This window comes from Paenarthrobacter sp. NPDC090520, assembly GCF_044769205.1.
Lineage (GTDB): Bacteria > Actinomycetota > Actinomycetes > Actinomycetales > Micrococcaceae > Arthrobacter.
In genome coordinates, this window is record NZ_JBIVXM010000033.1 from 1 (window position 1) to 24569 (window position 24569).

At 63.0% G+C, this 24569-nt stretch carries 23 protein-coding genes; 15 read left to right on the forward strand and 8 right to left on the reverse strand.

Annotated elements, in window-relative coordinates:
* Positions 1-244: 244 nt before the first annotated feature.
* Complete coding sequence (locus ACIQTZ_RS22995; RefSeq protein ID WP_402947083.1) at positions 245-511, forward strand: hypothetical protein; 267 nt, start codon at positions 245-247, stop codon at positions 509-511.
* A gap of 23 nt (positions 512-534) precedes the next feature.
* On the opposite strand, the gene ACIQTZ_RS23000 is transcribed toward ACIQTZ_RS22995, so the two are convergent.
* Complete coding sequence (locus ACIQTZ_RS23000) at positions 535-1389, reverse strand: TetR/AcrR family transcriptional regulator (protein ID WP_402947086.1); 855 nt, start codon at positions 1387-1389, stop codon at positions 535-537.
* Positions 1390-1596: 207 nt separating this feature from the next.
* On the opposite strand from ACIQTZ_RS23000, the gene ACIQTZ_RS23005 reads away from it, so the two are divergent.
* The gene (locus tag ACIQTZ_RS23005) at positions 1597-3066 is read left to right on the forward strand and encodes a purine-cytosine permease family protein (protein ID WP_402984504.1); all 1470 of its coding nucleotides are present in this window, start codon (positions 1597-1599) and stop codon (positions 3064-3066) included.
* Positions 3063-3926, forward strand: coding sequence for an alpha/beta fold hydrolase (locus ACIQTZ_RS23010; protein ID WP_402984506.1), 864 nt, complete (start codon positions 3063-3065; stop codon positions 3924-3926). Before ACIQTZ_RS23005 ends, ACIQTZ_RS23010 begins: the two co-directional genes overlap by 4 nt.
* Before the next feature lie 3 nt (positions 3927-3929).
* On the opposite strand, the gene ACIQTZ_RS23015 is transcribed toward ACIQTZ_RS23010, so the two are convergent.
* Positions 3930-4769 (reverse strand): carbon-nitrogen hydrolase family protein, encoded by an 840-nt coding sequence (locus ACIQTZ_RS23015; RefSeq protein ID WP_402984509.1) that lies wholly within the window; start codon positions 4767-4769, stop codon positions 3930-3932.
* Between the two features lie 305 nt (positions 4770-5074).
* On the opposite strand from ACIQTZ_RS23015, the gene ACIQTZ_RS23020 reads away from it, so the two are divergent.
* The 6 genes from ACIQTZ_RS23020 (at position 5075) to ACIQTZ_RS23045 (ending at position 12770) form a co-directional block, all read left to right on the forward strand.
* Positions 5075-6265: an ROK family transcriptional regulator gene (locus ACIQTZ_RS23020; RefSeq protein WP_402984512.1), complete on the forward strand. Its 1191-nt coding sequence runs from the start codon at positions 5075-5077 to the stop codon at positions 6263-6265.
* A gap of 129 nt (positions 6266-6394) precedes the next feature.
* Positions 6395-7951, forward strand: coding sequence for a multiple monosaccharide ABC transporter ATP-binding protein (gene mmsA, locus ACIQTZ_RS23025; RefSeq protein WP_402984515.1), 1557 nt, complete (start codon positions 6395-6397; stop codon positions 7949-7951).
* A 39-nt stretch (positions 7952-7990) separates the two neighbouring features.
* Positions 7991-9259, forward strand: a complete 1269-nt coding sequence (mmsB, locus tag ACIQTZ_RS23030) for a multiple monosaccharide ABC transporter permease (RefSeq protein WP_402984517.1) — start codon at positions 7991-7993, stop codon at positions 9257-9259.
* A 76-nt stretch (positions 9260-9335) separates the two neighbouring features.
* Positions 9336-10433, forward strand: a complete 1098-nt coding sequence (locus ACIQTZ_RS23035) for a substrate-binding domain-containing protein (protein ID WP_402984520.1) — start codon at positions 9336-9338, stop codon at positions 10431-10433.
* A 190-nt stretch (positions 10434-10623) separates the two neighbouring features.
* Complete coding sequence (locus ACIQTZ_RS23040; protein ID WP_402984523.1) at positions 10624-12075, forward strand: ABC transporter permease; 1452 nt, start codon at positions 10624-10626, stop codon at positions 12073-12075.
* 2 nt (positions 12076-12077) lie between these two features.
* The gene (locus ACIQTZ_RS23045; protein ID WP_402984525.1) at positions 12078-12770 is read left to right on the forward strand and encodes an ABC transporter ATP-binding protein; all 693 of its coding nucleotides are present in this window, start codon (positions 12078-12080) and stop codon (positions 12768-12770) included.
* On the opposite strand, the gene ACIQTZ_RS23050 is transcribed toward ACIQTZ_RS23045, so the two are convergent.
* From ACIQTZ_RS23050 to ACIQTZ_RS23060, 3 genes are read right to left on the reverse strand one after another with little or no spacing between them, the layout of a single operon-like run.
* On the reverse strand, positions 12748-13929 hold the full coding sequence (locus tag ACIQTZ_RS23050) for an ABC transporter permease (protein WP_402984528.1): 1182 nt from the start codon (positions 13927-13929) through the stop codon (positions 12748-12750). The two genes, ACIQTZ_RS23045 and ACIQTZ_RS23050, sit on opposite strands and share 23 nt — an antisense overlap.
* Positions 13926-14654: an ABC transporter ATP-binding protein gene (locus tag ACIQTZ_RS23055; protein ID WP_402984531.1), complete on the reverse strand. Its 729-nt coding sequence runs from the start codon at positions 14652-14654 to the stop codon at positions 13926-13928. Before ACIQTZ_RS23055 ends, ACIQTZ_RS23050 begins: the two co-directional genes overlap by 4 nt.
* A gap of 2 nt (positions 14655-14656) precedes the next feature.
* Positions 14657-15742, reverse strand: a complete 1086-nt coding sequence (locus tag ACIQTZ_RS23060) for a biotin/lipoyl-binding protein (protein WP_402984534.1) — start codon at positions 15740-15742, stop codon at positions 14657-14659.
* Between the two features lie 321 nt (positions 15743-16063).
* On the opposite strand from ACIQTZ_RS23060, the gene ACIQTZ_RS23065 reads away from it, so the two are divergent.
* The gene (locus ACIQTZ_RS23065; protein WP_402984537.1) at positions 16064-17134 is read left to right on the forward strand and encodes a Gfo/Idh/MocA family protein; all 1071 of its coding nucleotides are present in this window, start codon (positions 16064-16066) and stop codon (positions 17132-17134) included.
* A 53-nt stretch (positions 17135-17187) separates the two neighbouring features.
* Here the strand turns inward: ACIQTZ_RS23065 and ACIQTZ_RS23070 are convergent, their stop codons facing one another.
* From ACIQTZ_RS23070 to ACIQTZ_RS23080, 3 genes are all read right to left on the reverse strand, one after another.
* A complete protein-coding gene (locus ACIQTZ_RS23070; protein WP_400337472.1) occupies positions 17188-17622 on the reverse strand; it encodes a DoxX family protein in 435 nt (144 codons plus the stop codon).
* Between the two features lie 104 nt (positions 17623-17726).
* The gene (locus ACIQTZ_RS23075) at positions 17727-18431 is read right to left on the reverse strand and encodes a phosphonatase-like hydrolase (RefSeq protein WP_402984540.1); all 705 of its coding nucleotides are present in this window, start codon (positions 18429-18431) and stop codon (positions 17727-17729) included.
* 11 nt (positions 18432-18442) lie between these two features.
* Positions 18443-19210: a GntR family transcriptional regulator gene (locus ACIQTZ_RS23080; protein WP_402984542.1), complete on the reverse strand. Its 768-nt coding sequence runs from the start codon at positions 19208-19210 to the stop codon at positions 18443-18445.
* A 164-nt stretch (positions 19211-19374) separates the two neighbouring features.
* Between ACIQTZ_RS23080 and ACIQTZ_RS23085 the strand changes: the two genes are divergently transcribed.
* The 5 genes from ACIQTZ_RS23085 (at position 19375) to ACIQTZ_RS23105 (ending at position 24439) form a co-directional block, all read left to right on the forward strand.
* Positions 19375-20601: a TIGR03364 family FAD-dependent oxidoreductase gene (locus tag ACIQTZ_RS23085; protein ID WP_402984545.1), complete on the forward strand. Its 1227-nt coding sequence runs from the start codon at positions 19375-19377 to the stop codon at positions 20599-20601.
* 29 nt (positions 20602-20630) lie between these two features.
* Positions 20631-21548: a phosphate/phosphite/phosphonate ABC transporter substrate-binding protein gene (locus ACIQTZ_RS23090; RefSeq protein ID WP_402984547.1), complete on the forward strand. Its 918-nt coding sequence runs from the start codon at positions 20631-20633 to the stop codon at positions 21546-21548.
* Positions 21548-22324, forward strand: a complete 777-nt coding sequence (locus ACIQTZ_RS23095; RefSeq protein WP_402984550.1) for a phosphonate ABC transporter ATP-binding protein — start codon at positions 21548-21550, stop codon at positions 22322-22324. The genes ACIQTZ_RS23090 and ACIQTZ_RS23095 overlap by 1 nt, the downstream gene beginning before the upstream one ends.
* On the forward strand, positions 22321-23175 hold the full coding sequence (gene phnE, locus ACIQTZ_RS23100; protein ID WP_402984552.1) for a phosphonate ABC transporter, permease protein PhnE: 855 nt from the start codon (positions 22321-22323) through the stop codon (positions 23173-23175). The genes ACIQTZ_RS23095 and phnE overlap by 4 nt, the downstream gene beginning before the upstream one ends.
* Before the next feature lie 154 nt (positions 23176-23329).
* Positions 23330-24439, forward strand: coding sequence for an FAD-dependent oxidoreductase (locus tag ACIQTZ_RS23105; RefSeq protein WP_402984554.1), 1110 nt, complete (start codon positions 23330-23332; stop codon positions 24437-24439).
* The last annotated feature ends 130 nt before the right edge of the window (positions 24440-24569 follow it).

Below are 24569 nucleotides of genomic sequence, written 5' to 3' on the forward strand. Positions count from 1 at the left end.
CCTTCACGAAGACCCAGGGCAGCAGCAGGACGATTAGCCATAATCAATCTTCCCAAACACCCAAGCGTCTAGGTATTAACGACACGCGACACTAGAGGACCATGTCAAAACCCCCAATTGACCGTTTTCACCACCTATTTTTGCCGGTTTCACCACCTAATTTTGAAAAGGGTGTCCAAGAAGCGCGGCTTATCGATTAGGTTCGAGGCACACAACACAAGCGTTGTCATTAAGGAGCTCCCCTATGTCCAAGCAGTGCAACCCAGCCATCGGAATTTGCGGGGCAATCGTCGCTGTGCTGGCTGCGGCTATTTTGGTGCTGGTCGCAGTGGGCGTACTTTCGGACGCGGGCATGTCTGGATCTGCGTACCTCGACCATCAGCAAGACCCGCATGGCAGCTTCCGGCTCGAGTTCGGCGCCTCGTACTCGGTCATTCTCGGAACGCTGCTTTTCGCAGGACTTCTTGCTGCCCTGGGCTCGCTGGTGAAAGCGCGTCGGGCCAGGGTTTAATTAGGCGGCTTTGATGGCAATTCTCAGGCGAACAGGGTCCTCCTGGCAAAATCATGCAATTGCCGACGCATATCATTGACGTCCCGGCCAGGAACACCGAGCAACGCTTGGATGCCCAGTCCGTCGATCATCGACGTGAGCTGCGCCGTCATCCCTTCCGGGTCTCCGCCATTGAAGATGCCCTGATGTTGGCCGAGTCGGATGGTCTGCGCAATGAAACCGTCCCACTTGCGATAGGCGTCCCAGTACATCCGCCTGAAGCGAGGTTCCAGCACACATTCGCTCCAAACCTGGATCCAGGATGTCCATTCCTCCTTGGAGCTGTCATCCAGCGGCAGCTGCAATTCAATGAGGCGCAGAATCCTGTCCTTGGGTGAACTGATTCCCCTCAGCTCGTCGACCTGGCGAACAAAGGAGTGCTCCATGTGGCGCCTCATGGCCGCGTTCAACAGTTCATCGCGAGAAGAAAAGTAGTAGATGACCAGGCTCGGACTGGAACCAACTGCGTGGGCCACGTCCGAAACCCTCACGCCCCTGTAGCCATGCTTTGCGATGAGCTTCCAAGTCTCCACAAGGATTTTCTCGTGGGGTGCGTCGTTCTTCATGGTGACGGCGGCCCTTCCAGGTGCCGTCGCGTCCGATGCTGGTCCCCGCTTGCTGGCTGCCTCACCGCGGCCATACAACAGCCAGTCGGTCGACACCCCACCGTGTGAAGCGATTCTTCCGAGCTCTGAAGCCGTGAACTTCCGAACGCCGTTCAGCGACTTCGAGAATTTCGTTTTGTCCATGGCCGCCGCGGCAGCGAAGTTCCCCTGCGTCCCCGGCGTCCGCAGGACCAAATCGCGGACCCTCTCCCGGAGCCCTGATGTTTCGTCCATAACCAACTCCACTCGAGTTGCGATTAGCGCAACCGCGCATTGTCCCACTTGCTTGATAATTCTAGTGTTTCCTGCATCACACATGCTCGACTCGTAGCAGCTTGAACAACTATTCAATAGTGTTGCACCCAGCCCATGGACCGCTCAATGTAGAAACATCCATGGCCTCGGCCGCTGCCGCGAGCGTAGAACCTCCTTAGGAAACCCATGAAATCAGCAACGCGGGACAGCCAGTCTTCCCACGCAAACGCAGCAAGGTCCAATGCGCCGATTTTCGAACGGCGTTCGATCGAGTACATCCCGCGCCGGGAACGGCATGGAAAGCCATGGCATGTAACGCCTGTTTGGTTCACCTCTTCAGCCAACCTTGCGTCCCTGGCGATCGGAACCATCGGCGTCCTGAGCGGGCTGAATCTCTTCTATTCGCTTCTTGCCATCGTTGTGGGCTCGGCATTCGGCACGTTCTTTGCGGCCTTCCACTCATCACAGGGACCGCAACTCGGCATGCCCCAGATGATCCAGTCCCGGCCGCAGTACGGGTATCGTGGCGCTGCCCTGATCTACGTCATCGCCGCCGCCGCATACATCGGATTCAGCGTCTTCGGGGTGGTCCTGATGGGCCAGACACTGGAGCTGCTGTTCTCCATTCCGCAGAACGTCGGCATGGTTGCGACGACAGCTCTCTCTGTCATCGTCGCGGCGGTCGGCTACAACATTGTTCACAAATTGGCCCGATGGATAGCCCTCGCCTTTCTCCTGTGCTACCTCGTCATCACGTTTGCGATGCCGCCGGTCCTGACTTTCCCGGAGGGCGCGTTTTCCACTGACGGCTTCTCCATGACGTTTTTCCTGGCCCAAGGAGCCGCCGCGGCCGCTGCGTGCTTGGCGTGGGCGCCTTACGTCTCCGACTACACGCGGTATTTACCGCACATGAGCGTCAAAGCTTCCTTCTTCAGCACCTACCTCGGCCTTGCTGTCTCTTCCATCTGGGTCATGGGCGTTGCCGCCGTGGTAACCGCTGCCTTTCCGGGAACAGGAATCATCGAAGCCTTCTTTTTCGGTGGAAATGCCGTGTTCGGCGGTTTCGGTTCGATCGTCCTGGTCCTCGGTTTGATCGGAACCATATATTTGGGATCCATGAACTTCTACGGCGGCTCGCTCACGGTGATCAGCATCCTGGACAGCATCCGCCCCGTGCGACCGACCGCCACCATGCGAATTGCCCTGACCGCAGCCTTTGGAATTGTCTCCCTGGGCATCGCCTTGGCCGCAACAGACACACTTCTTGCCGGCTACGGAACCTTCCTGACGATCCTCTTGTACGCCTTGGCACCCTGGACTGCCACGAACCTCGTCGACTTCTTCCTTGTCCGCAAGGGCAGCTATTCGATCAGGGAGATCTTCAATCCCCGAGGAATTTACGGGGGCTGGAATTGGCGCGGCTTCGCCGCCTACGTTGCGTCATTGCTGGCAATGCTCCCCTTTGTCATGACTGGCGCGTGGAACGGGCCTGTGGCCGAAATCCTGGGGTACGACGTTGCACCCTATGTCGGCATGGCCGTTGCGGCACTGCTCTACTACGGCCTCTGCCGAAGCATGGATCTCGTGGGAGAACGGGAGTGGATAAGCGTTGCCGACGCGGGCTTGGAGGGTGACGACGAGGTCGACCAGCCATGACGACGTACCGTTACACACCCCAAGCCATCGAACTCAGCCGACTCACAACCAACCACGTTGTATCCGGCGAGGGCCCCAATCTTCTCTGGATCTCCGGAGGCGGCTATCGGGGATCAGCGTGGCACGACCATTTTGTTCCGAACTTCGAGAAGGCCTTCCGCAACATCACTTTCGACAACCGCGGTACACCCGGAACCGAGTGCGCGGACCTGCTTCCGTGGTCCATAGCGGACATGGCCTCTGATGCGGCGGATCTCCTGGAACAAACCTGCGACTCGCCGGCAACTGTGGTCGGCCACTCAATGGGAGCCTTCGTCGCTCTTCAGCTGGCCCTCGACAGGCCGGATCTGGTGGCCTCCGTAGTCAGTCTTGCGGGCGGTGCACGCGGCGATTCCGGTTGGGTGGGCGACTATATGCGGGCGGAGATTGCCCTTCGCGCGCAAGGCGTGCGGATGCCGGCCGATTTCCACGCCATCCATTACGCCCCGATGTACTACACAGCGGAGGCGTTGGGTAACCCTCAGACCTGGAACCGTATACAAACGGCCCTATCCGAATCCCAAGCCATCGAAGACATGGAGGCATCGATCCCCACCCAGTGGCGGGCATGCGTCGACTTCAATGTCCAAGACAGGGTCCCGGCCTTGGCAGTGCCGCTGGATGTCGTGTCTTTCGAACAAGATCAGTGCGCACCCCCGGCCGAGGGCGAATTGCTGGCGAACCTGGCACCCGGAGCGAAGTTCCACGTACTGCCTGGGCTGGGGCATTGTTCGATGTTCGAGCACAATCCGGAGACAGTCAGCAACTACCTCGCATGGCATGTCCTCGATCCGAACCGGAACAGCAGGGTCATCGCCTGACGGTCAGTCCGCATATTCCCACTTCGCATAAAGGTCCGGGCGGCGCTCCTTCAAGTACGGGACTTCAGCCCGGGCTGCTTTGACGGTGTCGGTGCCCACCTCGGCGAACAACAACGACGCCGATTCCCCCGCCGCGGCGAGCAGCGAACCGTCCGGCCCCGCAACGACGCTGCCGCCCAGGAAGTTGTAGATGTCCTCGTGCCCGCAATGGTTGGCATAGGCGACATTAAGCTGGCTCTCGAGGGCGCGCGCCCGGATCAAGACTTGCGGCACATTGTCGAACCCCGAGGACAGCGCCGTGGGCACGAGCAGCAACTCAGCGCCTCGGCTTGCCGCCGCGCGAACTGCCTCAGGGAACTCAACGTCGTAGCAGATCAGCATCGACGTGCGGATTCCGTTGAAAACCACGACGGCGGGAGGTGCTTGAGCGCCGACGAACGCCTTGTGTTCTTCCGGGCCGAACAAATGCACCTTGTTGTACGTGAGAAGTTCTGCGCCCGTGGCGTCCAGCAAAGTAGCCGAGATATGCCAGCGCTCTTCAACGCCAGTGGGCTGCGCGCCGTCGTCGTGCATTTCTCGGGCAGGTGCCGGGAGGCTGTAGACCAGGCCAATCCCGTGTGTCCGCGCAATATCCGCCAAGCGCTGCCGGATAGCGGGGAGGATTTGGGGGGCCAGTTCGGCGTGGATCCGGAGCGGCGCGTAGCCCACGGGGAAAAGTTCGGGCGTCAGCAACAACGATGCACCGGCCCGGGCGGCCCGTTGGGCGGCGTCGTCGATGGTCCGAAGGTTGGCGTCAACGTCCAGGACGGAGGCGTTGGCCTGCAGGACTGAGAGCAGCATCATTACCACCTTGGTTTTCCGGGATCCCGGTGCTGGCGATCCGGGAAGACTTTGTTCTTCCAGCCTAGGCACGGCTGCCCCTGGGCGGCTGGGACATTTGGACCCGGGCCTGTGGAATACGGGACGCATCGCACGCCGACGTTACGTTGTTGGGCCTGCTTTACGCCCCGAAGGCCCGGCTGAGGGCGCTTAGCGGACCCCGCAAGGGGTACATCCAGTGTCAACTTGCGTTGGAGTATGTCAGTCAACTGCCACCCCTTGTGTTCACTTCTTGACTACAAGCCGTCACATGGGGCACTCTTCTTGTCATGCCCGCTACACAGCGCTCAACGAAGAGCCACCCGAGAAAACCAGGCTCACAGTCCGCCCTGCGCCATTTGAACCAGCAGCGGATCATCGAGTGCCTGCTCAGCGGGCCGTCAACCCAGGCAGAACTTTCGCGGCAGACCGGCCTCTCCACGGCAACGGTCTCCAACATCGTGAAAATCATGCAGGACGCCGGCCTGGTCTCTACGGAACCGACCACCAGCTCCGGCCGCCGGGCCACCAACGTGAGGCTCAACAGCAACGGTGCGGTCGCCGTCGGAATCGACTTTGGCCGCCGCCATCTGCGGGTGGTCTTGGCATCACTGGGCTACCACGTCATCGCCGAGGAATTCATCGAACTTCCCTTGGGGCACCAGGCCGAGGAAGGCATCGCCGGGGCCGTGCAGCTCCTTTCCAGGTTGCTGGAGGAAAACAGCATCGATCCCAGCGCCGTGGTGGGCGCCGGAGCCGGCATTCCAGGTCCGATCGACCGCAGATCCGGCACGGTGGCACAAGGCGCCATCCTCCCGGAATGGGTGGGCATCGACATCCTGCACAGGCTCGAGGAAGCCCTGAACTGCCCCGTTTTTGTTGACAACGACGCCAACCTCGGCGCTCTGTCCGAAGTGACCTGGGGACCGCACAGCGGAGTCTCCAACTTGATGTTCCTCAAGGTCGGCTCAGGTATTGGCGCGGGCCTGATCCTCAACGGGATTCCGTACTACGGCAACGTGGGAATCACGGGTGAAATCGGCCATGCCACTATCCACGAACATGGCCTGGTGTGCCGCTGCGGGAACCGCGGATGCCTGGAAACGATTGCTTCAACGACCACCATGATCGAGCTTCTGGGCCGTGGGCAGGACACCCTGCTGACGCCGCAGGACATCGTCAGGAATTGCCTCGCCGGCGACTCCGCAACGCAGCGCGTGGTGGATGACGCCGGGCTCGCGGTGGGCCGCGCACTGGGCAACGTGGCGAACCTGATCAACCCCGAGGTGATAGTGGTGGGCGGCCCGTTGGCAGGGCTGGGAGACCTCCTCCTGGACCCCATCCGACGGGGCCTGGTGCGCCATGCGGTGCCCGTGGTGGGCGAGACAACGCACTTGGCCATGTCCTCCCTCGGAGCACGGGCGGAAGCCCTTGGAGCGGCCGCTTTGGTGTTCCAACACGCCGGCATTACCGCACGGTAACCAAATCGTTAGCTGGTTCTTGCGTTCAAGTCTTGACGACAAGACGGGTGATCCAGTTTACTTTTTCATCAGAAAGCTCCGCCACCGCGGGGCCGACAACGAAGTCATGCATTGGAGGCGTACGGGCTGATGACAACCCTCGACACGCAAGGTGATCCCATCCTCTTGGAGATGCGCTCGATCACGAAGGAATTCCCCGGCGTGAAGGCCTTGTCGAATGTGAGCCTGCGGGTTAAGGCAGGCGAAATCCACGCAATCTGTGGTGAGAACGGAGCGGGCAAATCCACCCTCATGAAAGTACTGTCCGGCGTCTACGGATACGGAACGTACACGGGAGACATCGTCTACCAAGCCGAAACACAGCAGTTCAAGGACATCCGCGCAAGCGAAGCAGCCGGAATCGTGATCATCCACCAGGAACTGGCGCTGATCCCGGAACTGTCCATCATGGAAAACATCTTCCTGGGCAACGAACCCACCAAGTGGGGCGTCATTGACTGGGCCGAAGCACGCCGCCGCTCCATCGAACTGCTGGCCCGCGTGGGCCTGCGCGAGGACCCGGACACCCCCATCAAGGAAATTGGTGTGGGCAAGCAGCAACTGGTGGAGATCGCCAAGGCACTGAACAAGTCCGTGCGGCTGCTGATCCTGGACGAGCCCACTGCGGCCCTGAACGAATCGGACTCCCAGCACCTGCTGGACCTCATCCTTGGCCTCAAGGGCAAGGGCATCACGTCCATCATCATTTCCCACAAGCTCAACGAGATTGAACAGATCGCGGACGAGATCACCATCATCCGCGACGGCAAGTCCATCGAAACACTCAACGTCAAACGTGATGGGGTGGACGAGGACCGGATCATCAAGGGCATGGTTGGCCGCACGCTCGAGTCCCGCTTCCCGGACCATGAACCGAAGATCGGGGAGGTTTTCTTCGAGGTCAAGAACTGGACGGTTGGACACCCTGCCATCCAGGACCGCCTCATCTGCAAGGGCTCCAACTTCTTTGTCCGCCGTGGCGAAATCGTGGGATTCGCAGGGCTCATGGGCGCCGGCCGTACCGAGCTGGCCCGTTCCCTGTTCGGCCACTCGTACGGGCGCTTCATTTCGGGCGAGGTATACAAGGACGGCAAGCAGGTCAACCTCCGCACCGTGCGCCAGGCGATCGACGCCGGACTTGGATACGTCACGGAAGACCGCAAGTCCCTGGGCTTGAACCTGCTGGACGACATCAAGACCACAACAGTGGCCGCGGCGCTGGACAAGATCAGCAACTACACCGTGGTGGACACCCGGAAGGAATTCCAGGTTGCCGAGGAATACCGCAAGTCGTTGCGGACCAAGACCCCGTCAGTTGAGGAAGGCGTCGCCAAGCTTTCCGGTGGGAACCAGCAAAAAGTAGTGCTGGCCAAGTGGATGTTCACCGACCCTGATCTCCTGATCCTGGACGAACCGACCCGAGGCATCGACGTCGGCGCCAAGTACGAGATCTACGGCATCATCCAGCGGCTGGCCAACCAGGGCAAGGGAGTGATTGTCATCTCCTCGGAGCTTCCCGAACTCCTGGGCCTGTCCGACCGTATCTACACCATCTTCGAGGGCTCCATCACCGGCGTGCTGAACAAGGACGAAGCCAGCCAGGAGAACCTGATGAAGCTCATGACCTCCAACCGCAAGACAGCCTGACCCAGTGGCCCAGAAACGCCCGACTCAAGGACCAAAACAATGAACGCGCTCAAGAAGCTCTTTGGTGGCAATACCCGCCAGTTCGGCATGATCTTCGCCCTGGTGGCACTTATCGTCTTCTTCCAGATCTTCACGCAGGGCCGCACGTTGACCCCGGGCAACGTGATCAACCTCTTCAACGGCAACTCCTACATCCTGATCCTGGCCATCGGCATGGTCCTGGTGATCATCGCCGGACACATCGATCTCTCTGTGGGTTCGGTGGCCGCGTTCGTGGGCGTTTCCGTGGCCCTGGCCATCCGCGACTGGGGCATTCCGTGGTACATGGGCGTGCTCTTCGGCCTGGTGCTGGGAGCCGTGATCGGTGCCTGGCAAGGATTCTGGACGGCCTATGTGGGCATACCCGCCTTCATCGTCACCCTGGCCGGCATGCTCCTCTTCCGTGGTTTCAACCAGTTCGTGGGTAAGTCCAACACCATCCCGGTCCCCAACGATTTCCAGTACCTCGGCTCCGGCTACCTCCCGGAGATCGGCCCCAACACGGGGTTCAACAACCTGACCCTCCTCATCGGCATCCTGGCCGCCGCATTCGTCGTCGTGATGTCCCTGCGTGCGCGTGCCGCCAACAAGGCCCTGGGCGCGGACGTTCCCGAGCTCTGGGTTGAAGTCACCAAGCTGGTCCTCATCTGCGGTGCCATCCTCTACGCAACGTACCTGTTCGCGACCGGCCGCCCCGGAACGTCATTCCCCATCCCCGGCCTGATCCTCGCGGTCCTGGTGCTGATCTATGGATTCATTGCCGACAAGACCGTGATCGGCCGCCACGTGTACGCCGTCGGTGGCAACCGCCACGCGGCAGAGCTGTCCGGCGTGCAGTCCAAGAAGGTCAACTTCCTGGTGATGATGAACATGTCCGTCCTGGCGGGCCTGGCCGGCATGATCTTCGTTGGCCGGTCCACCGCTTCCGGTCCGTTCGACGGCGTCGGTTGGGAACTCGACGCGATCGCAGCCGTGTTCATCGGTGGCGCAGCCGTTACCGGTGGCGTTGGTACCGTGATCGGCTCGATCGTCGGTGGCCTGGTGATGGCTGTCCTGAACAACGGCCTGCAGCTCCTGGGCGTTGGCGCCGACCTCACCCAGATCATCAAGGGCCTGGTGCTCCTGGCCGCCGTCGCCTTCGATGTCTACAACAAGACCCAGGGCAAGCGGTCCATCACGGGCCTGCTGATGAAGAACTTCCAGCGCAACAACGAGATCAAGCCGGACGAGACCACTTCCACCAAAGAGGTCATTTCCAAGGAAGCCTGACCGGCTCCCGCAACCAAGTGTTCTACCCACCCAGAGAACTCGCTCCACCCCACCCACACAGAAAGTGAACCAAGATATGCGAATGTTTGGTAAAGCAGGAAAGGCAGCAGCAGTAGCTGCCATCGCGGCACTGGCGCTGACGGCCTGCGGCCGCACTGACAACGGCTCAAGCAGCAGCACAGCTGGCGGGGAAGCGTTCCCCAAGGACTCGCTGATCGGCGTCGCACTTCCGCAGAAGACCAGTGAGAACTGGGTCCTCGCGGAGAAGCTGTTCAACGACGGCCTCACCGGCGCCGGTTTCAAGGCCGACGTCCAGTTCGCCAACGGCGGCGTTTCCGAGCAGCAGAACCAGATCAGCGCCATGGTCACCAAGGGTGCCAAGGTGATCATCGTCGGTGCGATCGACGGCGCGCAGCTGGGCACCCAGCTCAAGCAGGCCAAGGACTCCGGCGCAACGGTCATCGCCTACGACCGCCTGCTCCTGAACACCGAGAACGTGGATTACTACGTGGCCTACGACAACTTCAAGGTCGGTGAGCTCCAAGGCCAGGCCCTGCTGGACGGACTGAAGGCCAAGAAGCCGAGCGGCCCGTACAACATCGAACTGTTTGCTGGTTCTCCGGATGATGCCAACGCCAAGGTCTTCTTCGACGGCGCCATGAGCGTCCTGAAGCCGAAGATCGACGACGGTACCCTCAAGGTCCTGTCCGGCCAGACCGCGTTCGAACAGGCTGTTACCCAGGGCTGGAAAGCAGAAAACGCCCAGCGCCGCGCTGACACGCTGCTTACCGGCAGCTACGGCACCGCTTCCCTGGATGGCGTCCTCTCCCCGAATGACACCCTGGCCCGCGCAGTCCTGACCTCCGTCAAAGCCGCTGGCAAGCCGCTCCCCGTGGTGACCGGCCAGGACTCCGAAGTTGAGTCCGTCAAGTCGATCATGGCCGGCGAGCAGTACTCCACCATCAATAAGGACACCCGCAAGCTGGTTGAGCACGCCATCACCATGGTGAAGGACCTGCAGGCCGGCAAGGAACTGGAGATCAACGACAAGGATTCGTACAAGAACGGCGTCAAGACCGTTCCCGCGTACCTCCTGCCTCCGCAGATCGTGACAGCAGCGAACGTCAAGACCGCTTACGTCGACGATCCGGTACTCGGCCCGATCACTAAGTAGTACCCCGCATCACCGGAGCCCCGGTCCGCCCACAAGGCGGGCCGGGGCTTTTTGCTGCGCCGGGATTCTTCACAGCCCACGCATAGCTTCGGCTGGCTTCCTGCACAGCCGCTTTAACGAAGGTTGGATCTGCGGCCGGCGTCCAGCGGGCCGGGGCCTCCCGCGGCCCGAGCAGCTCCAAAGGAGAAACGTGAGCGTCCTTGCCCGAAGCGTAGGCAATGCCTTCCGCAACAAAATCAGAACGGCGGCCGTGGTTGCCGTCCTGGCCGTCGCCATCGGTTTGGCCCTGGCCATGCTCGTGGCCAACCAGGCCGTGGGTGCCAAGGTCCAGGAACTCAACGCTTCCGTGGGCACCACGCTCACCGTGAACCCGGCCGGCGGCCAGGGCTTCGAGGGCGGCGGCGAACCGCTCACCTCAGCCCAGGCGCAAACCGCAGCGGGCGTCGCAAACGTCACGTCCGTTGTCGGGACCAAAGCGCTCCGCCTCCAAACGGCGACCACCGGCACCACGAGCACCACTCAACAAGGCGGATTCGGCGGCCCCGGAGGCCAGCAGGCCGCGACGGTCACCACCAGCCTGACGGCCGCCGTCGACGCCGGCACGCTCGGCAACCGCAACAATGCGAGCGGAACAACTGGAACCACAGGCAGCACCACAACCCAACCCGTCCGCGCCCTGCCGATCACGGCTACGGGCATCGGCGCCGAAGTCGACAGCACCGGCAAGGCGCTGGACATCACCAGCGGCACCGGCCTGGGCGACTACACTGCGGCCGAAGCCAAGGCAATCATCGGAACCACCCTCGCCGAAAAGAACAACCTGACGGTTGGCTCCACCTTCACCATCCAGGACAAAACCTTCACCGTGGCAGGCTTGTTCGACGCCGGAACCACGTTCGGCAACAACGCCGTCTACGTGACGCTCCCGGAGGCCCAGACGCTGGCCGAAACGCCCGGTGAACTCTCCACCATGATCGTCACGGTCAACAGCATGGAGAACGTGGACAGCACCAAGACCGCACTCCAGAGCGCACTCGGCTCGGACAAGGCCGACGTCACGCAGGGCCAGCGCAACCTTCAGACTGCCGTCAGCTCACTGGACAGCGTCAAGAACATCTCCTTGGTCGCGTTCATCGCCGCCCTCGCAACAGCCGGACTGATCATCCTGCTCATCATGGTGATGCTGGTCCGCGAGCGCCGCCGTGAAATCGGCGTCCTGAAGGCCATCGGCGCCCGAAACCGGACCATCGGCCTCCAGTTCGTGCTCGAGTCCCTGGTCCTGGTGGCTTTGGGCAGCGTGGTGGGTGCGGCGATCGCGTCCTTCGCGAGCGGCGGCATCGCCTCCGCGCTGATCAGTTCCAATTCAGGTACGACGGCGGCAACCACCAACCAGCGCGGCGGCGGCTTGGCCGGAGCAGCAGCCAACGGCGGCGTTCCCGGTGGTGGCGGCTTCGGCGGAGGCGGCCAAGGCGGTCCGTTTGGCGGAGCCAACCAGTTGCTGACCTCCGTCACGGCGAGCGTCTCCCCCGGCGTCCTCGCTGCCGGCATCGCCGCAGTGTTCGCCGTCGCCGTCATCGGAGCGTTGGTTCCCGCGCTGCTGACCGCCCGTATCCGTCCCATCGAAGTACTCCGAGGAGAATAGCCTTGATCGTAGTCAAGGACCTGGTCCGTCAGTTCAAGTCCGGAGACCGGACCATCAAGCCGGTCAACGGCGTCAGCTTCGAGCTCGAGAAGGGCTCGCTCGCCTCGATCGTGGGCAAGAGCGGCAGTGGCAAGAGCACCCTGTTGTCCCTCTTGGGCGCGCTGGACAAGCCCACGTCCGGCGACGTGGTGGTGGATGGCGTGAGCCTCGCCGGACTCCCGGACGGCAAGCTCACCGAGTACCGCCGCCAGGACATCGGCTTCGTATTCCAGCAGTTCAACCTGATTCCCAACCTCAGCGCGGTGGACAATGTGATGCTGCCCATGGAGTTCGCGGGTGTGCGGAAGTCGGCCCGGTTGCAGCGCGCCAAGGAACTTCTGGAGCAGGTCCAGTTGGATCCGGAGAAGCACTCCCGCCGGACCAACCGGCTCTCCGGCGGAGAGCAGCAGCGTGTGGCCATCGCAAGGGCTTTGGCCAACGAGCCCAAGCTGATCCTGGCCGATGAACCCACCGGTAACCTCGACGAACAGACTGGTGAGCACATCATCCAGTTGCTGAGCTCATTGAGCCGTGACCACAACACCACCGTCCTGGTGGTGACCCACGACCGCTCACTTGCCCAGAAGACGGATCGACGCTTCCGGCTTCAGCAAGGGCGCCTGACGGAGGAACTCAAAACCGGATCGCGTCAATAACCTTCACGCGCACAGCGACGAGCGCGGGAATCGCTCCCGCGAGTGCGCCGACAAGGACGGCCGCCCCGAAACCGAGAAGGGCCGCCTCGATGGGGAACGCCGGGTGCTCGGACAGGCCCGGCGCCACCTTCGATTCGATCCAAGGGTTCTTCACCACCGCGATTGCCAGCATCACTCCGACCAAGCCGGCAACTGCGGTGGCCACCACGGACTCCATCATGACCCCGAAGAAGATGCGTCCCGAGGTGGCACCGAAGCTGCGCCGGATTCCGATCTCCCGGACGCGGTAGCGCACGGTGACCATGGAGATGTTCAGCATCCCCACAGCCCCAAGCAGCAGGACGAGTCCTGCGATACCACCGACGATCCACTGGGTGGGCCCCAGCGGATCGCCCCAGGCAGCGTAGTCAACACGCTGCGCCTGGGCGTACATCCCCGGAAACTGCGACTGCAGGTCCGCGCTGATGGCAGCCGTCAGGGGTCCTGCCTGGGCCTCACCCACCCACATCTTGAACTCGGACATCTGCGGCCGCATGCCGATCAGTTTGGCCCCGTCCGTGAGGATGAAAGCCGAAGGCGGGGCCATCTCGTGGACGTTCGGAACCACTCCGATGATCACCGCAGTCGCCGGTTGGTCGCCCGGGATGGAAACCGTTGGCTGGGTTGTCAGGTTGGGCCTTCCGGCCCGGTCATAGAAGGCTTCGGAGACCACGACGGCGGGTGCGAGCCTTTGTCCGTCATCGGCGGCGAACCAGCTTCCTTGCAGGAGGGGTACGCGGTGGATGATGCCGTATCCGATATCCACCATGGTCATTTCCACGCTGGTGACGCCACGGGGAAATTGGAAGCCGGCCTGGGTCCGTCCCACGTGTGTGGAGGTGGTGATGCCGAAACGTTGTTTGATGCCTTCGTAGGCTTTGTCGAGCTGCTCAGCGCTTGGCGTCGACGGACCGTTCACACTCAGCGAGACGGTGGCTACCCTGCCTTGATCACGCTCGGACCGGGCTTTGATACCCTCTCTGGCGAGGTTACCCAGGCCCACTACCGACGTCAGGGCTGCTACCGAAAGAGCAACGCCGAGGAGGGCCAGGAGGATGCGCACCTTGTTGATGCGGAGTTCCTGCCACGCTTCCACCACCGTGGAGACAAAGCCGGTCATGCGGGTACTCCAGTTTCTGCCAGAGCCAGGGTGCTGAGGACGCCGGTGTCCAGGCGGTAGCAAGCACGGGCCAGGGCGGCCACGTTGACGTCGTGGGTGATGGTGACGAGCGCGGCCGCCGTCTCTGTTGCGACGGTGTCCAGCAAGGCCATGACTGATTGGCCTGTCTCCACGTCCAAGGCACCGGTGGGTTCGTCGGCGAGGATCAGCCGCGGGCGCCTGACCAAGGCCCGGGCGATAGCTACGCGCTGCTGCTCACCTCCGGAAAGCATGTTGGGCATGGTGTTGGCCCGTGCGGCGAGGCCAACGCGGTCCAACATGTCCATGGCGATCTCCCGGCGACGCCAGAAGTCCTTGCCCTTGGCATACAGCAGCGGCGTGATCACGTTATCCAAAGCGCTCCTGCCGGGCAGCAGGTTGAACTGCTGGAACACGAATCCCACAGTGGATCCGCGCAGCCTCGCCCGGGCGTTGCTGCCCAGGCGTTCCGCGGGCTGCCCCAGGAACTCGAGCTCCCCGGAGGTGGGCACATCCAGGAGGCCAAGGAGGTTGAGCAGTGTTGATTTGCCACAGCCGGACCTGCCGACAATCGCTGTATGGTCACCGCTGAGCACCTCAAGGTCGATGCCTCGCAGGATGTGCAACTGCTGCGCATCCGGCAAGGTCACCGAGCGGGTGACGGAGCGAAGCCTGACCAGTACTTCTTTTTCAGTTGTGGACTCCATGACTAACCCGCCGGTGCGTAGGCAACCTGGCCGGGGCCCATCATCATGGGATCCCCGGCTGCAGGGGCACCTGGAACGAACTCAAGGACCTGCTCGCCTTCAGTCAACCCGGACACAACCTCAACCACGGTTCCGTCGTTCAGGCCGAGCTCTACCTTCCGCTGTTCAGGAGCTCCTCCGGCGGCACTGGATGTCCAGACGATGCCGTCCTTCACACTGCCCTTCACCGACGTCAAGGGCACGGTGACGACGTCGGTCGCCACGCCTGCACTGACGGTCATGGTGGCACCGAGGCCGGCGAAGACTTCCTGATCGGAGGGAACAGCGCAACTCAGGGTGCCCGTGGGCGTGCTGTCCTCCTGCGACTGGCCGCTGGCACCTGGACCAGCGATGGCTGCACCGACGCCCATGCCGGCACCCCCGCCTGAGCCGGACAAACCGCCGGAGCCTGTGCCGCCGTCGTCGGAAGCGTTGTTCTTGAGCGTCACCTCGGTGCACTGGAACGGCGCAGGGCCACCCACCAAAGCGATCTCCGCCGGACCGGGCTTGCCCAGCAGGCGATACTGCTGGGCTGCGGTGACCGAGCCCGAGACCACGTATGTGCCGGGATCGACCTTGCCGACGGTTTCGCCAACGGTGACTTGCTGGTCGATCAGCGTAGTCAGCGATTGCAGCGTTCCGCCGCTGGGCGCGAGGACATCGAAGTAGTCGTACACGGGCTTTGGCGGCGTTCCGTCCTTGGAAACCTGCGGGTTGGTGACTACGCGCTCGGCCTTGACCTGGAAGAGCGGCGTGCCTTTCTCAACCGTTTGGCCTTGCTCAGCGAACACTTTCACCACTTTGCCTGCAGCGGTGCTGCGGACGGGATCGGCGGCGTTGCTTTGAACGGTGCCCTTCACCTGAATGGTGTTGGTGACGGTGGCCCGCGTGGCCTGGACCATCGGAATATCCACTTCGGCCAGCGGAGCCGGCTGCGAAGCTGTGGACTTGAGTCCATCAATGAAGGCGATCTTGACCAAAGCCACGGCGATAATTGCGAAAACCAACAACCAGGCAACCGGCAAAATGACGCGCCGAAAAACACCCATCCCTGCTCCATTTCGGTAACTCCCCACAGAACCTCTGCGAGGGATGATTGCTCCAGCCTAAGCGAAGGCACAGACACCGCGGTCATTCGAAAGGATGAACAGGCTGCTTACCGTGTCGCTGATGGCCCTTGCTCTCAGCCGATATGGACGCACCACTTTGCGCCCGGCGCAGCCTTGGTTGGCACTGAGCGCGCCCATAAGCGCCAGCCGCACCGAGGATTACAGACGCGAACGGCGCGAACGGGTGCGACGCCGTCGTTCTTGACCGTAAGAAAGATGCAATCATGCACGGGCGCAACAGCTTCTGAGAGGATGGCTGCCATGACTCTTCCTATCGCGAAGCCGTGGCTCTTCTCCCAGACCAACCAGGATCCTCGGGCTTCAACGGGCCGGCGTTTGCGGTGGGGTGTGGTGTCCACGGGGAACATCGCCAACAGTGTGTCGCAGGACCTGTCCTTGCTTGAGGACGCGGAGTTGTACGCGGTGAGCTCACGCACGCAGGCGGCTGCGGACGCTTTTGCGCAGAACCTGGGGTTCGCCAAGGGTTACGGGGACGACGGCGGCGTGCCCGGCTACCAGCGCTTGGTCGAGGATCCCGACGTCGACGTCGTCTACGTTGCCACTCCCCATGCCCAGCACTTCATGATCGCCTCGGCCGCGCTGCGTGCAGGCAAGCACGTCCTGTGCGAAAAGGCCCTCACCATCAACGCCCGCGAGGCAACTGAGTTGGTTCGCTTGGCCCGGGAGAACAAGGTGTTCTTCATGGAGGCGGTCTGGAGCCGTTTCCTGCCCAGCATGCAGCGTGCTTTCGAGATCGCGGCTTCCGGTGAGATCGGACAGATCCAATGGGTCAGCGCGGACCTGGGATTCCCGGCACCCTACGATCCCTCGGCCCGGATTTGGGCGTTGAACGATGGCGGCGGAGCACTCCTGGACATCACGGTGTACCCGCTGCTCTGGGCACTGGGAACACTGGGCTTCCCACAGTCGGTGACAGCCATCGGCTCACTCAACGAGGACGGCGTAGACACCCAGAACGCGCTGACCCTCGGCTACGACACCGGCGCCCAGGTCCAGCTCACGTCGTCCTTGCTGGCCCACGGACCCCGGACGGCAACGGTCGCCGGAGGCCTGGGCTACATCCAGACAGTGGGCTCGGTGAACAACCCCCGCGAGCTCGTCATCCGGGTGGGCTGGGATGAGCCGAGACACGAACAGTTTGACGTCGTGGGCATCGGCTACTCGTATGAACTCCGCGAAGTGACGCGCTGCATCCAGCAAGGACTGACCGAGAGCCCCACCATGCCCCTGGAGGACTCCATCAACGTGATGCGCCTGTTCGACGGCGTGCGTTCCCAGTTGGGTATTCGATACCCGAACGACGCCCGCTGACGGGCCCTGGCACCGGAAGGCGAGTGCCGACGTCGTGATTTAACCCAGGCGCGCTAACGCTTGAGCGGTTGCCGCGCCAGCTTGCGGTCCAGAGACAAGGCTCCAGGTCCCAGGAAGATGAACGACACCGAGATCGCGAAGTACACGATCAGGAGCTCAGCCGTCACTCCGGATGCATCCGTGAGCAACGGCTTCCCTGCCTCCGTCACGAACCAGATGGACGCGAAAAGGATCGCCGCCAGGAAACCAGCCACGCGGGTGAGGGCGCCAAGGACCAACAAGGCCCCCAGTCCAAGTTCGCCGGCGATGACCAGCCAGGCGATGACGTCCGGCTTCTGGACGCCCATGGCTGCGACAGAAGCAGCAAAAGCTGCATGCCCGGCCATGAACTTTTGGAAGCCATGCACCATGAGCAGCACACCGAACACCACGCGAAGGATGGTGACGCCGCGGGAGGAGGACTTGGGAGACGGGTGAAGGAATTTCACGCATCCCAATCTTCCATGCCCACGGCCGCTCACCAAACCCCGACCAACCCAAGTAGGTCGCAGTTGTGCGCGTTTTGACCGCTGAAAACGCGCACTATTGCGACCTAGTTGGGAAAGGACAGCAGCGCAGGGATGTCCTTCACGCCGTCCAGGATGTGATGGTGCGGGTGTGCGGCGAGAGCTTCGCGATCCAGCTTGCCCGTGAGGACACCCACGGCCACGACGCCGGCATTGTTGGCGGCGGCGAGGTCGTTCACCGTGTCGCCCGCGGCGATCACGGCCCGGACGTCCTGCACGCCGGTCCGCTCCATGGCGCGGTGGATCATGTGCGGTGCCGGCCGTCCGGCGGGTACTTCGTCTGAACATACGACGGCGTCAAGCACCTTTCCGGGGTCGCCCGCCTCAACGCCTGGAGCAGCAACGGTCCAGCCGAGGCTGGCCAGCAGGGGCTCGGCAACATCGCGGGAGAAGCCCGTGGTCAGCGCTACTTTGACGCCCTGGCCGCGAAGCGTGCGGAACGCCTCTTCCACTCCGTCCAAGGCGACCGGCGGGTTGGCGGCGTAGAACTCCACCAGGAGTTCCTTGAAGCGCGTGAAAGCAGCCGCCACGATCCCGGGAGAAGCAGCGCCCCCGCCCGCCTGGATCAGCGCGGTGATGGCTTCCACTTTGTCTGCACCCATCCACTCCTGGACGGCTTCGGGCGTGGTTTCGACGCCGGTTTCTTCGACGCAGCGGGCCAGGGCAACGTAGACATCGCCGTGTTCGTCGATGGTGGTACCGGCCATATCGCAGGCAACGAGCTCGATCATGGGTAGCTCCTTCAGGTGGCTTGAGAGTCTGTGTGGATGCGGACCAGGGCGGCCCTGCGTTCCACGGTGTTGTCGATAGTGAAGTTGGTGAGCGCCGGGAGGTAGCGGTCCTCGGAGTACTCCAGGGGCTGGCCGTCGGCGGAACGGGTGATGCGGCGTTCGCGCAACAACGGAGTGCCTTCGGGCTGTTCCAGCAGTTCAGCGTCCTCATCATTGGCCGCCACTGCGTCGATCGTGTGCCGCGCACTGTGCAGGTCCACGCCCTGTTCCTTGAGGAACGCGAAGATGGAGCCGGAATCGGTATCGAAGTCGAACAGCTTCCTGCCCACTTCAAGGATGAACGTGGTCCGTTCGATCATAGCCGGGACCTGATCGAGATAGCGGACACGCAGGACCTCCACCACGGTGGTTCCCGGCACCAGGTTCAGGGCCTCGGCGGCTTCAGGACTGGCCTCGCGGCGGGCAACTTCGAGTGTCCGCTGGCCCGGCGTCTTCCCGATACCGGACGCCCATTCCGTGAACGAGTTGAACGTGGAGAACGACTGGGACGGCACCGACGAGCGGACCATCGGCGGCCGCCCGCGCCCACCCGTCACAGCACCTTCGGCACGCAGGAAGGCGAGCGCTTGGCGGATCGGTCCGCGGGATGTTCCGAACTCGCGGCACAGCTCCGCCTCGCTGGGCAGCTGGAAGCCCGGGGGCCAATCTCCCTCCGTGATCCGTCGCATGAATTCTTCACTGAGGCGGACGTGGAGGGGTGCGTTCTGTTGTGCGGTCACGAGTTGATCATACAAGTTGGCTCTGGCGGGATCGCCGATTTTGCGGTTCTTGGGATGAATTTGGGGTGAATTTGGGTGAACAGATATTAAATTCAGATTAACTTGTATATACAAGTGGCATTCTGGCTTGATTTACCCTTCGGCGGGCGGCCAGAGTCGTTGGTGTGAACAACCCAAGCTACTCTTCCTCACACACCGCCCAGCCCGCAGATGTCCTTGTTATCGGCGCCGGAATCATCGGGCTGGCCCACGCGGCACACGCCGTTGCCAACGGCCTCACCGTGACCATCATTGAACGGGACCACCACGCGGCAGGAGCGTCCGTCCGGAACTTTGGGCATTGCTGCATCACCGCGCAATCCGGCGAACTGTACGAACTCGCGCAGACCTCACGGAAGTACTGGCTCGAGTTCGCTGAGCGTGCCGGTTACTGGGCTGTCGCGTCCGGCGCTGTGGTGCTGGCCCGGACCGAGACCGAACTGGCGGTGCTCCGCGAACTCTCGTCCGCCCGGGAACCGGGACAGGTGGAACTGCTCTCTCCCGAGGAGACCCGGGCCCGCTTGGGTGCCGGAGGTCCCGCCGCGGAAGAAGCGCACGACGGCGGCGCGCCCGCCACCGATACCGCAAGCCCGCACGACGGCGGGTGGCCGGGTCTCGTCGGTGGTGCCTTCCTTCGGGACGACCTCCGCGTCGACCCCCGCACCACCGTCGCACGGTTGGCCGACTGGCTGAGCCGGCAACCCGGCGTCGAACTTCACTGGAACGCTTCCGCGCTTGGCTTCAGCCAGGAAGCCGAGGTAACCACGGTTCACACCTCACGCGGTGGGTTCAGGGCCAAGCAGGTGTTCGTCTGTGTGGGCCACGACGTCGACTACCTGTTCCCGGACCTTGCCGCCGAGCACCGGATCCAGCGGTGTGCCCTGCAGATGTCCCTGGCCGCCAAGCCAGCCGGGCTCGAACTCAGCCCGGCCGTACTGACGGCAACCTCCATGCTCCGCTACCCCGCGTTCACGGACATGCCGGCAGCAGCAGCGCTCCGCGACGAGGTCCAGGCGAACCAGCCGGAACTCCTGGAGATCGGAGCCAACGTCATGTTCACCCAACGCCCGGATGGCACCGTGATCCTGGGCGACTCGCACCATTACCACCTCACCGCAGATCCTTTCCTGGACGAATCGGTGACCAATGCGCTCAACACCGACATCGGGGCCAGGATGGGCCAGCCGCTGGAGATCATCCAGCGCTGGCAGGGCGTCTATGCCTCCTCGGAGGTCGCCCCCATCCTGGTCCGGGACGTCCAACCCGGCGTCACCGTGGTGTCGGTAACCTCGGGCGTCGGCATGACCCTGTCCTTCGGGCTCGCCCACCGCAACGTTTCCCGCTTGACCTAGATCCCGCCCCTTCGCCTCCAAGGATTCCCATGAAAACCACGCTCTACACCGGCTCCGCCCTGGCCCTTGCCGCCGCCCTCGCACTGACTGCGTGCGGCGGTTCGGCACAGTCGGCTTCGTCCGAACCGGCGTCCGCCACATGCCCCAACGGCGGGATCACGTTCGGCATCGAGCCGTACGAGGATCCGGCCAAGCTCAAGCCCGCCTACGACGTGCTGGCCAACGCCTTGGCCAAGAAGCTCGACTGCCCGGTCTCCGTGCAGGTGGTGGAGGACTACGCCGCCGAGGTTCTGGCCATGCGCAACGGCAAGCTGGACCTCGGCCAGTTCGGACCGCTCGGCTACGTCTTCGCCGATTCCAAGGCGGGCGCGGAACCCGTGGTCTCGTTCGGCACGGCGGAGAAGGAACTCAGCACCTACACGGCGGGAATCTGGGTTCCCAAGGACAGCCCCATCCAGGCAATCGGCGATCTCAAGGGCAAGTCCCTGGCACTGGGCAGCGTGGGTTCCACGTCGGGTGACGTACTCCCCCGCTATGGTTTGCGCGAAGCAGGCATCGCGGACGCGGACCTGAAAATGGACTACACGGGTGGACATCCGGAGGCACTCCTGGCCCTGACCAACGGCAAGGTGGACGCGGCCGAGATCAACTCCCAGACCCTGGCCACCGCCATCGCAGCGGGAACGTTCAAAAAGGACGACTTCCGCCAGGTGTGGACCTCTGAGCCAATCCCGAACGATCCCATCACCGTCCGCGGAGACGCAGATCCGGCGTTCAAGAAGGCCGTCAAGGAAGCCTTCCTTTCACTCTCGCCGGAGGATGTTGCCAAGGTGGGCGAGTTCCTGGACGTCACCCCTCCGGGCCCGCTGCTTGAGGTCACCAAGGACAACTACACCCCGCTGTTCGACCTCGCCAAGACCATGAACCTCACCGAAAAGGATCTCTAGTGGCACCGCTCCTATCCGTTCAAGGCTTGCGCAAGTCCTTCAACGGCCGCACGGTGCTGGACGGAGTGGACTTCTTTGTCTCTCCTGGAGAACTCGTCGCTTTCCTGGGCGCCAACGGTTCCGGCAAGTCCACCACGCTGCGCTGCGTCATGGGTATCACCGAGCCGGACTCAGGAACCATCAGTATTGCCGGTTCGGCGGTGAATGGCCTGCAAGGACGCGAGCTCCAGCAGGCTCGCCAGCGGATGGCCATGATCTTCCAGAAGATCCACCTGGTCCCCCGCCGCACGGCGCTGGATAACGTCTGCGCGGGAGCCCTCTCCCGCATCCCGACCATCCGCTCGCTCACCCCTGCCCTGTTCCCTGCCGAGGTCCAGCAGGAAGCGCTCGACTGCCTGGACCGCGTAGGACTCGCTGACCGGGCCTTCGACCGCGTCGGCCGTCTCTCCGGCGGACAGCAGCAACGCGTCGCCGCAGCCCGGGCCCTCTGCCAGCGCGCCGACGCCGTACTTGCTGACGAGCCCGTCTCCGCACTGGATCCGCATGCCGCCGAGCAGGTCATGGCGTTGCTTCGCGAACTCGCGCACTCGGAGGGACTCGCTGTAGCCGCGGTCCTCCACCAGCCAGACCTGGCACTGCGCTACGCGGACCGCTCCATTGGGCTGCTGCAAGGTTCCATGACGTTCAATCTTCCCTCTTCCGAGGTGACGGCCCAACACCTCGATACGCTCTACGCCCCGGACCGGAACACCGCAGACAGGACTGTCGCCGCATGACTCCGCAGACGCTGAACCCCGCCGTCAAGCGGCGGGCCGCTTCGAGCAAAAGCCGCGTGGCTCTGGTCCGCCCGAAGAAGCCGCTGCGGTGGATCACGACGGCGGCAGTGGCTGTCGCCGTCGTCGGACTTCACGCTGTGGCCTTCGAAGGGACGGACTTCAAACCCCAGCTCCTGGTGGACGGATGGAAGGGCATGGCAGCGTTCGTTGCCGACGCGTTCCCGCCGGACCTCAGTTGGGAGAAGACCCTCAAGCCCGGGCTCGAAGCGACGCTGGTGACCCTTTGGATCGGTTTGCTGGGAACCACCCTGTCTGTGCCGTTCGCCCTGCTGCTCGCTGCCCTGGCCGCGGAGAACACGAGTCCGCACCGGCTGGTGTACCAGGCCGCGCGTTCCATCCTTTCCTTCTTCCGCGCAGTGCCGGACATCGTGTTTGCGCTGATCTTCGTGACGGCCGTTGGACTTGGGCCATTCGCCGGCGTGCTCGCGTTGATCTGCCACAACACGGGCGTCATGGGCAAGCTGTGGGCCGAGTCGATGGAGGAGATCGACGCCGGGCCGCAGGAAGCCCTGCGCACCGCCGGGGCCAACCGCATCCAGCAGGTGGCCAATGCGACGCTGCCCATGGTGGTCCCTCAATTCGTGGGGCTGCTGCTTTATCGCTTCGACGTGAATGTGCGGTCTTCGCTGGTCCTTGGCCTGGTGGGCGCGGGTGGCATCGGGCTGTTGATCAACCAGTCCATCAAGTCCTTCCAGTTCGACTCGATGCTCACGCACATCCTGATCGTGCTGGTGCTCATCATCGTGGTGGACCAGTTCTCCGCGTGGGTCCGCCGCCGCCTGGCTGCCTGACCCCACCTGCCCGCCCACCTGCCCGCCCAACTGAGTCGCATTAGTGCGCGTTTTGACGGCTCAAAACGCGCACAACTGCGACCCAGTTGGGTGGGTGGGGGCAGAATGGGAGGTGGCTCTGGTTGGAGCCGCGGACTTTGTGGATGGAGCGGGTATGCAGGTTGACGTGGTGGTTGTTGGCGGCGGAGCGATGGGATCGGCGGCCGCGTGGCAGTTGTCCCGCAGCGGAAAATCCGTGGTGCTCCTGGAACGGTTCGAGGCCGGACACCACATCGGCGCTTCCCACGGTGCGACCCGCAACTTCAACACTGCCTACGCCGAGGCCGACTACCTGGACCTGCTGGATGAATCCAAAATCCTGTGGGACGAGCTCGCCGCGGAACACGGCGCTCCCCTGCTGGACCTCGTGGGCCTGGCCAACCACGGCAACACCCCAAAGCTGGAAGGGATCCGCGCCGCCCATGAGGAACGCGGTGTGGAGAGCTACTTCATGTCAGCTTCCGAGGCCGCCGACCGCTGGCAGGGCATGAATTTCGCCACCGACGTTCTCTTCGTCCCGGGATCCGGTCGGATCCGGGCCGCAGATGCGCTGGTTGCGCTCCGGACCTCCGCGGAGTCCCGCGGCGCTATCTTCAAATACTCGACGCCGGTCCGGGACATCCGCGTCGACGGCGCCGAGTCGGTGGTGGTGGTGACCGAAGAGACTGAATACACGGCCAAGCGCGTGGTGGTCACTGCAGGTGCGTGGACCACTAAGGTCTTGGACGGCCTTGCCAAACTGCCGGCCTTGGTGGTTACGCAGGAGCAGCCAGCCCACTTCACCCCCACAGACAACGCGCTGGTGTGGCCCAGCTTCAACCACAACCCGGACCCCGACCCCAACAACGAGCTCTACGAGTACTGGTTCAGCCCCGTCTACGGCATGCTCACCCCGGGCGAAGGCGTTAAGGCGGGCTGGCACGGCGTCGGACCCGTCATGGACCCGGACGAGCGCACCTTCCAGCCCATCCCCCAGCAGCTCGAAGCCCTGGTGCGGTACGCCGAGGAGTGGCTTCCCGGCGTCGACCCTTCCACCGCGGTTCCCATCAGCTGCACCTACACCACCACGCCCAATGAGGACTTCGTCCTGGACAGCTTCGGGCCGCTGGTGGTGGGTGCCGGTTTCTCGGGGCACGGTTTCAAGTTCACTCCGGCAATTGGCCGGGTGCTGAAAGATATCGTCGACGGCGGCACGGCACCTGCGCGGTTCGCGGCGGACCGTTAAACGCAACTGACTCGCAGTTGTTGTTGTTCTGAGCACTTCGAATCATGCGGTGATCGCAACACCTGATTATTGAAGGGTGTCGATTGCCGTGGTGAAGTTCTCGAATCGTTTGGTTTCTGAGGTTGTTCAG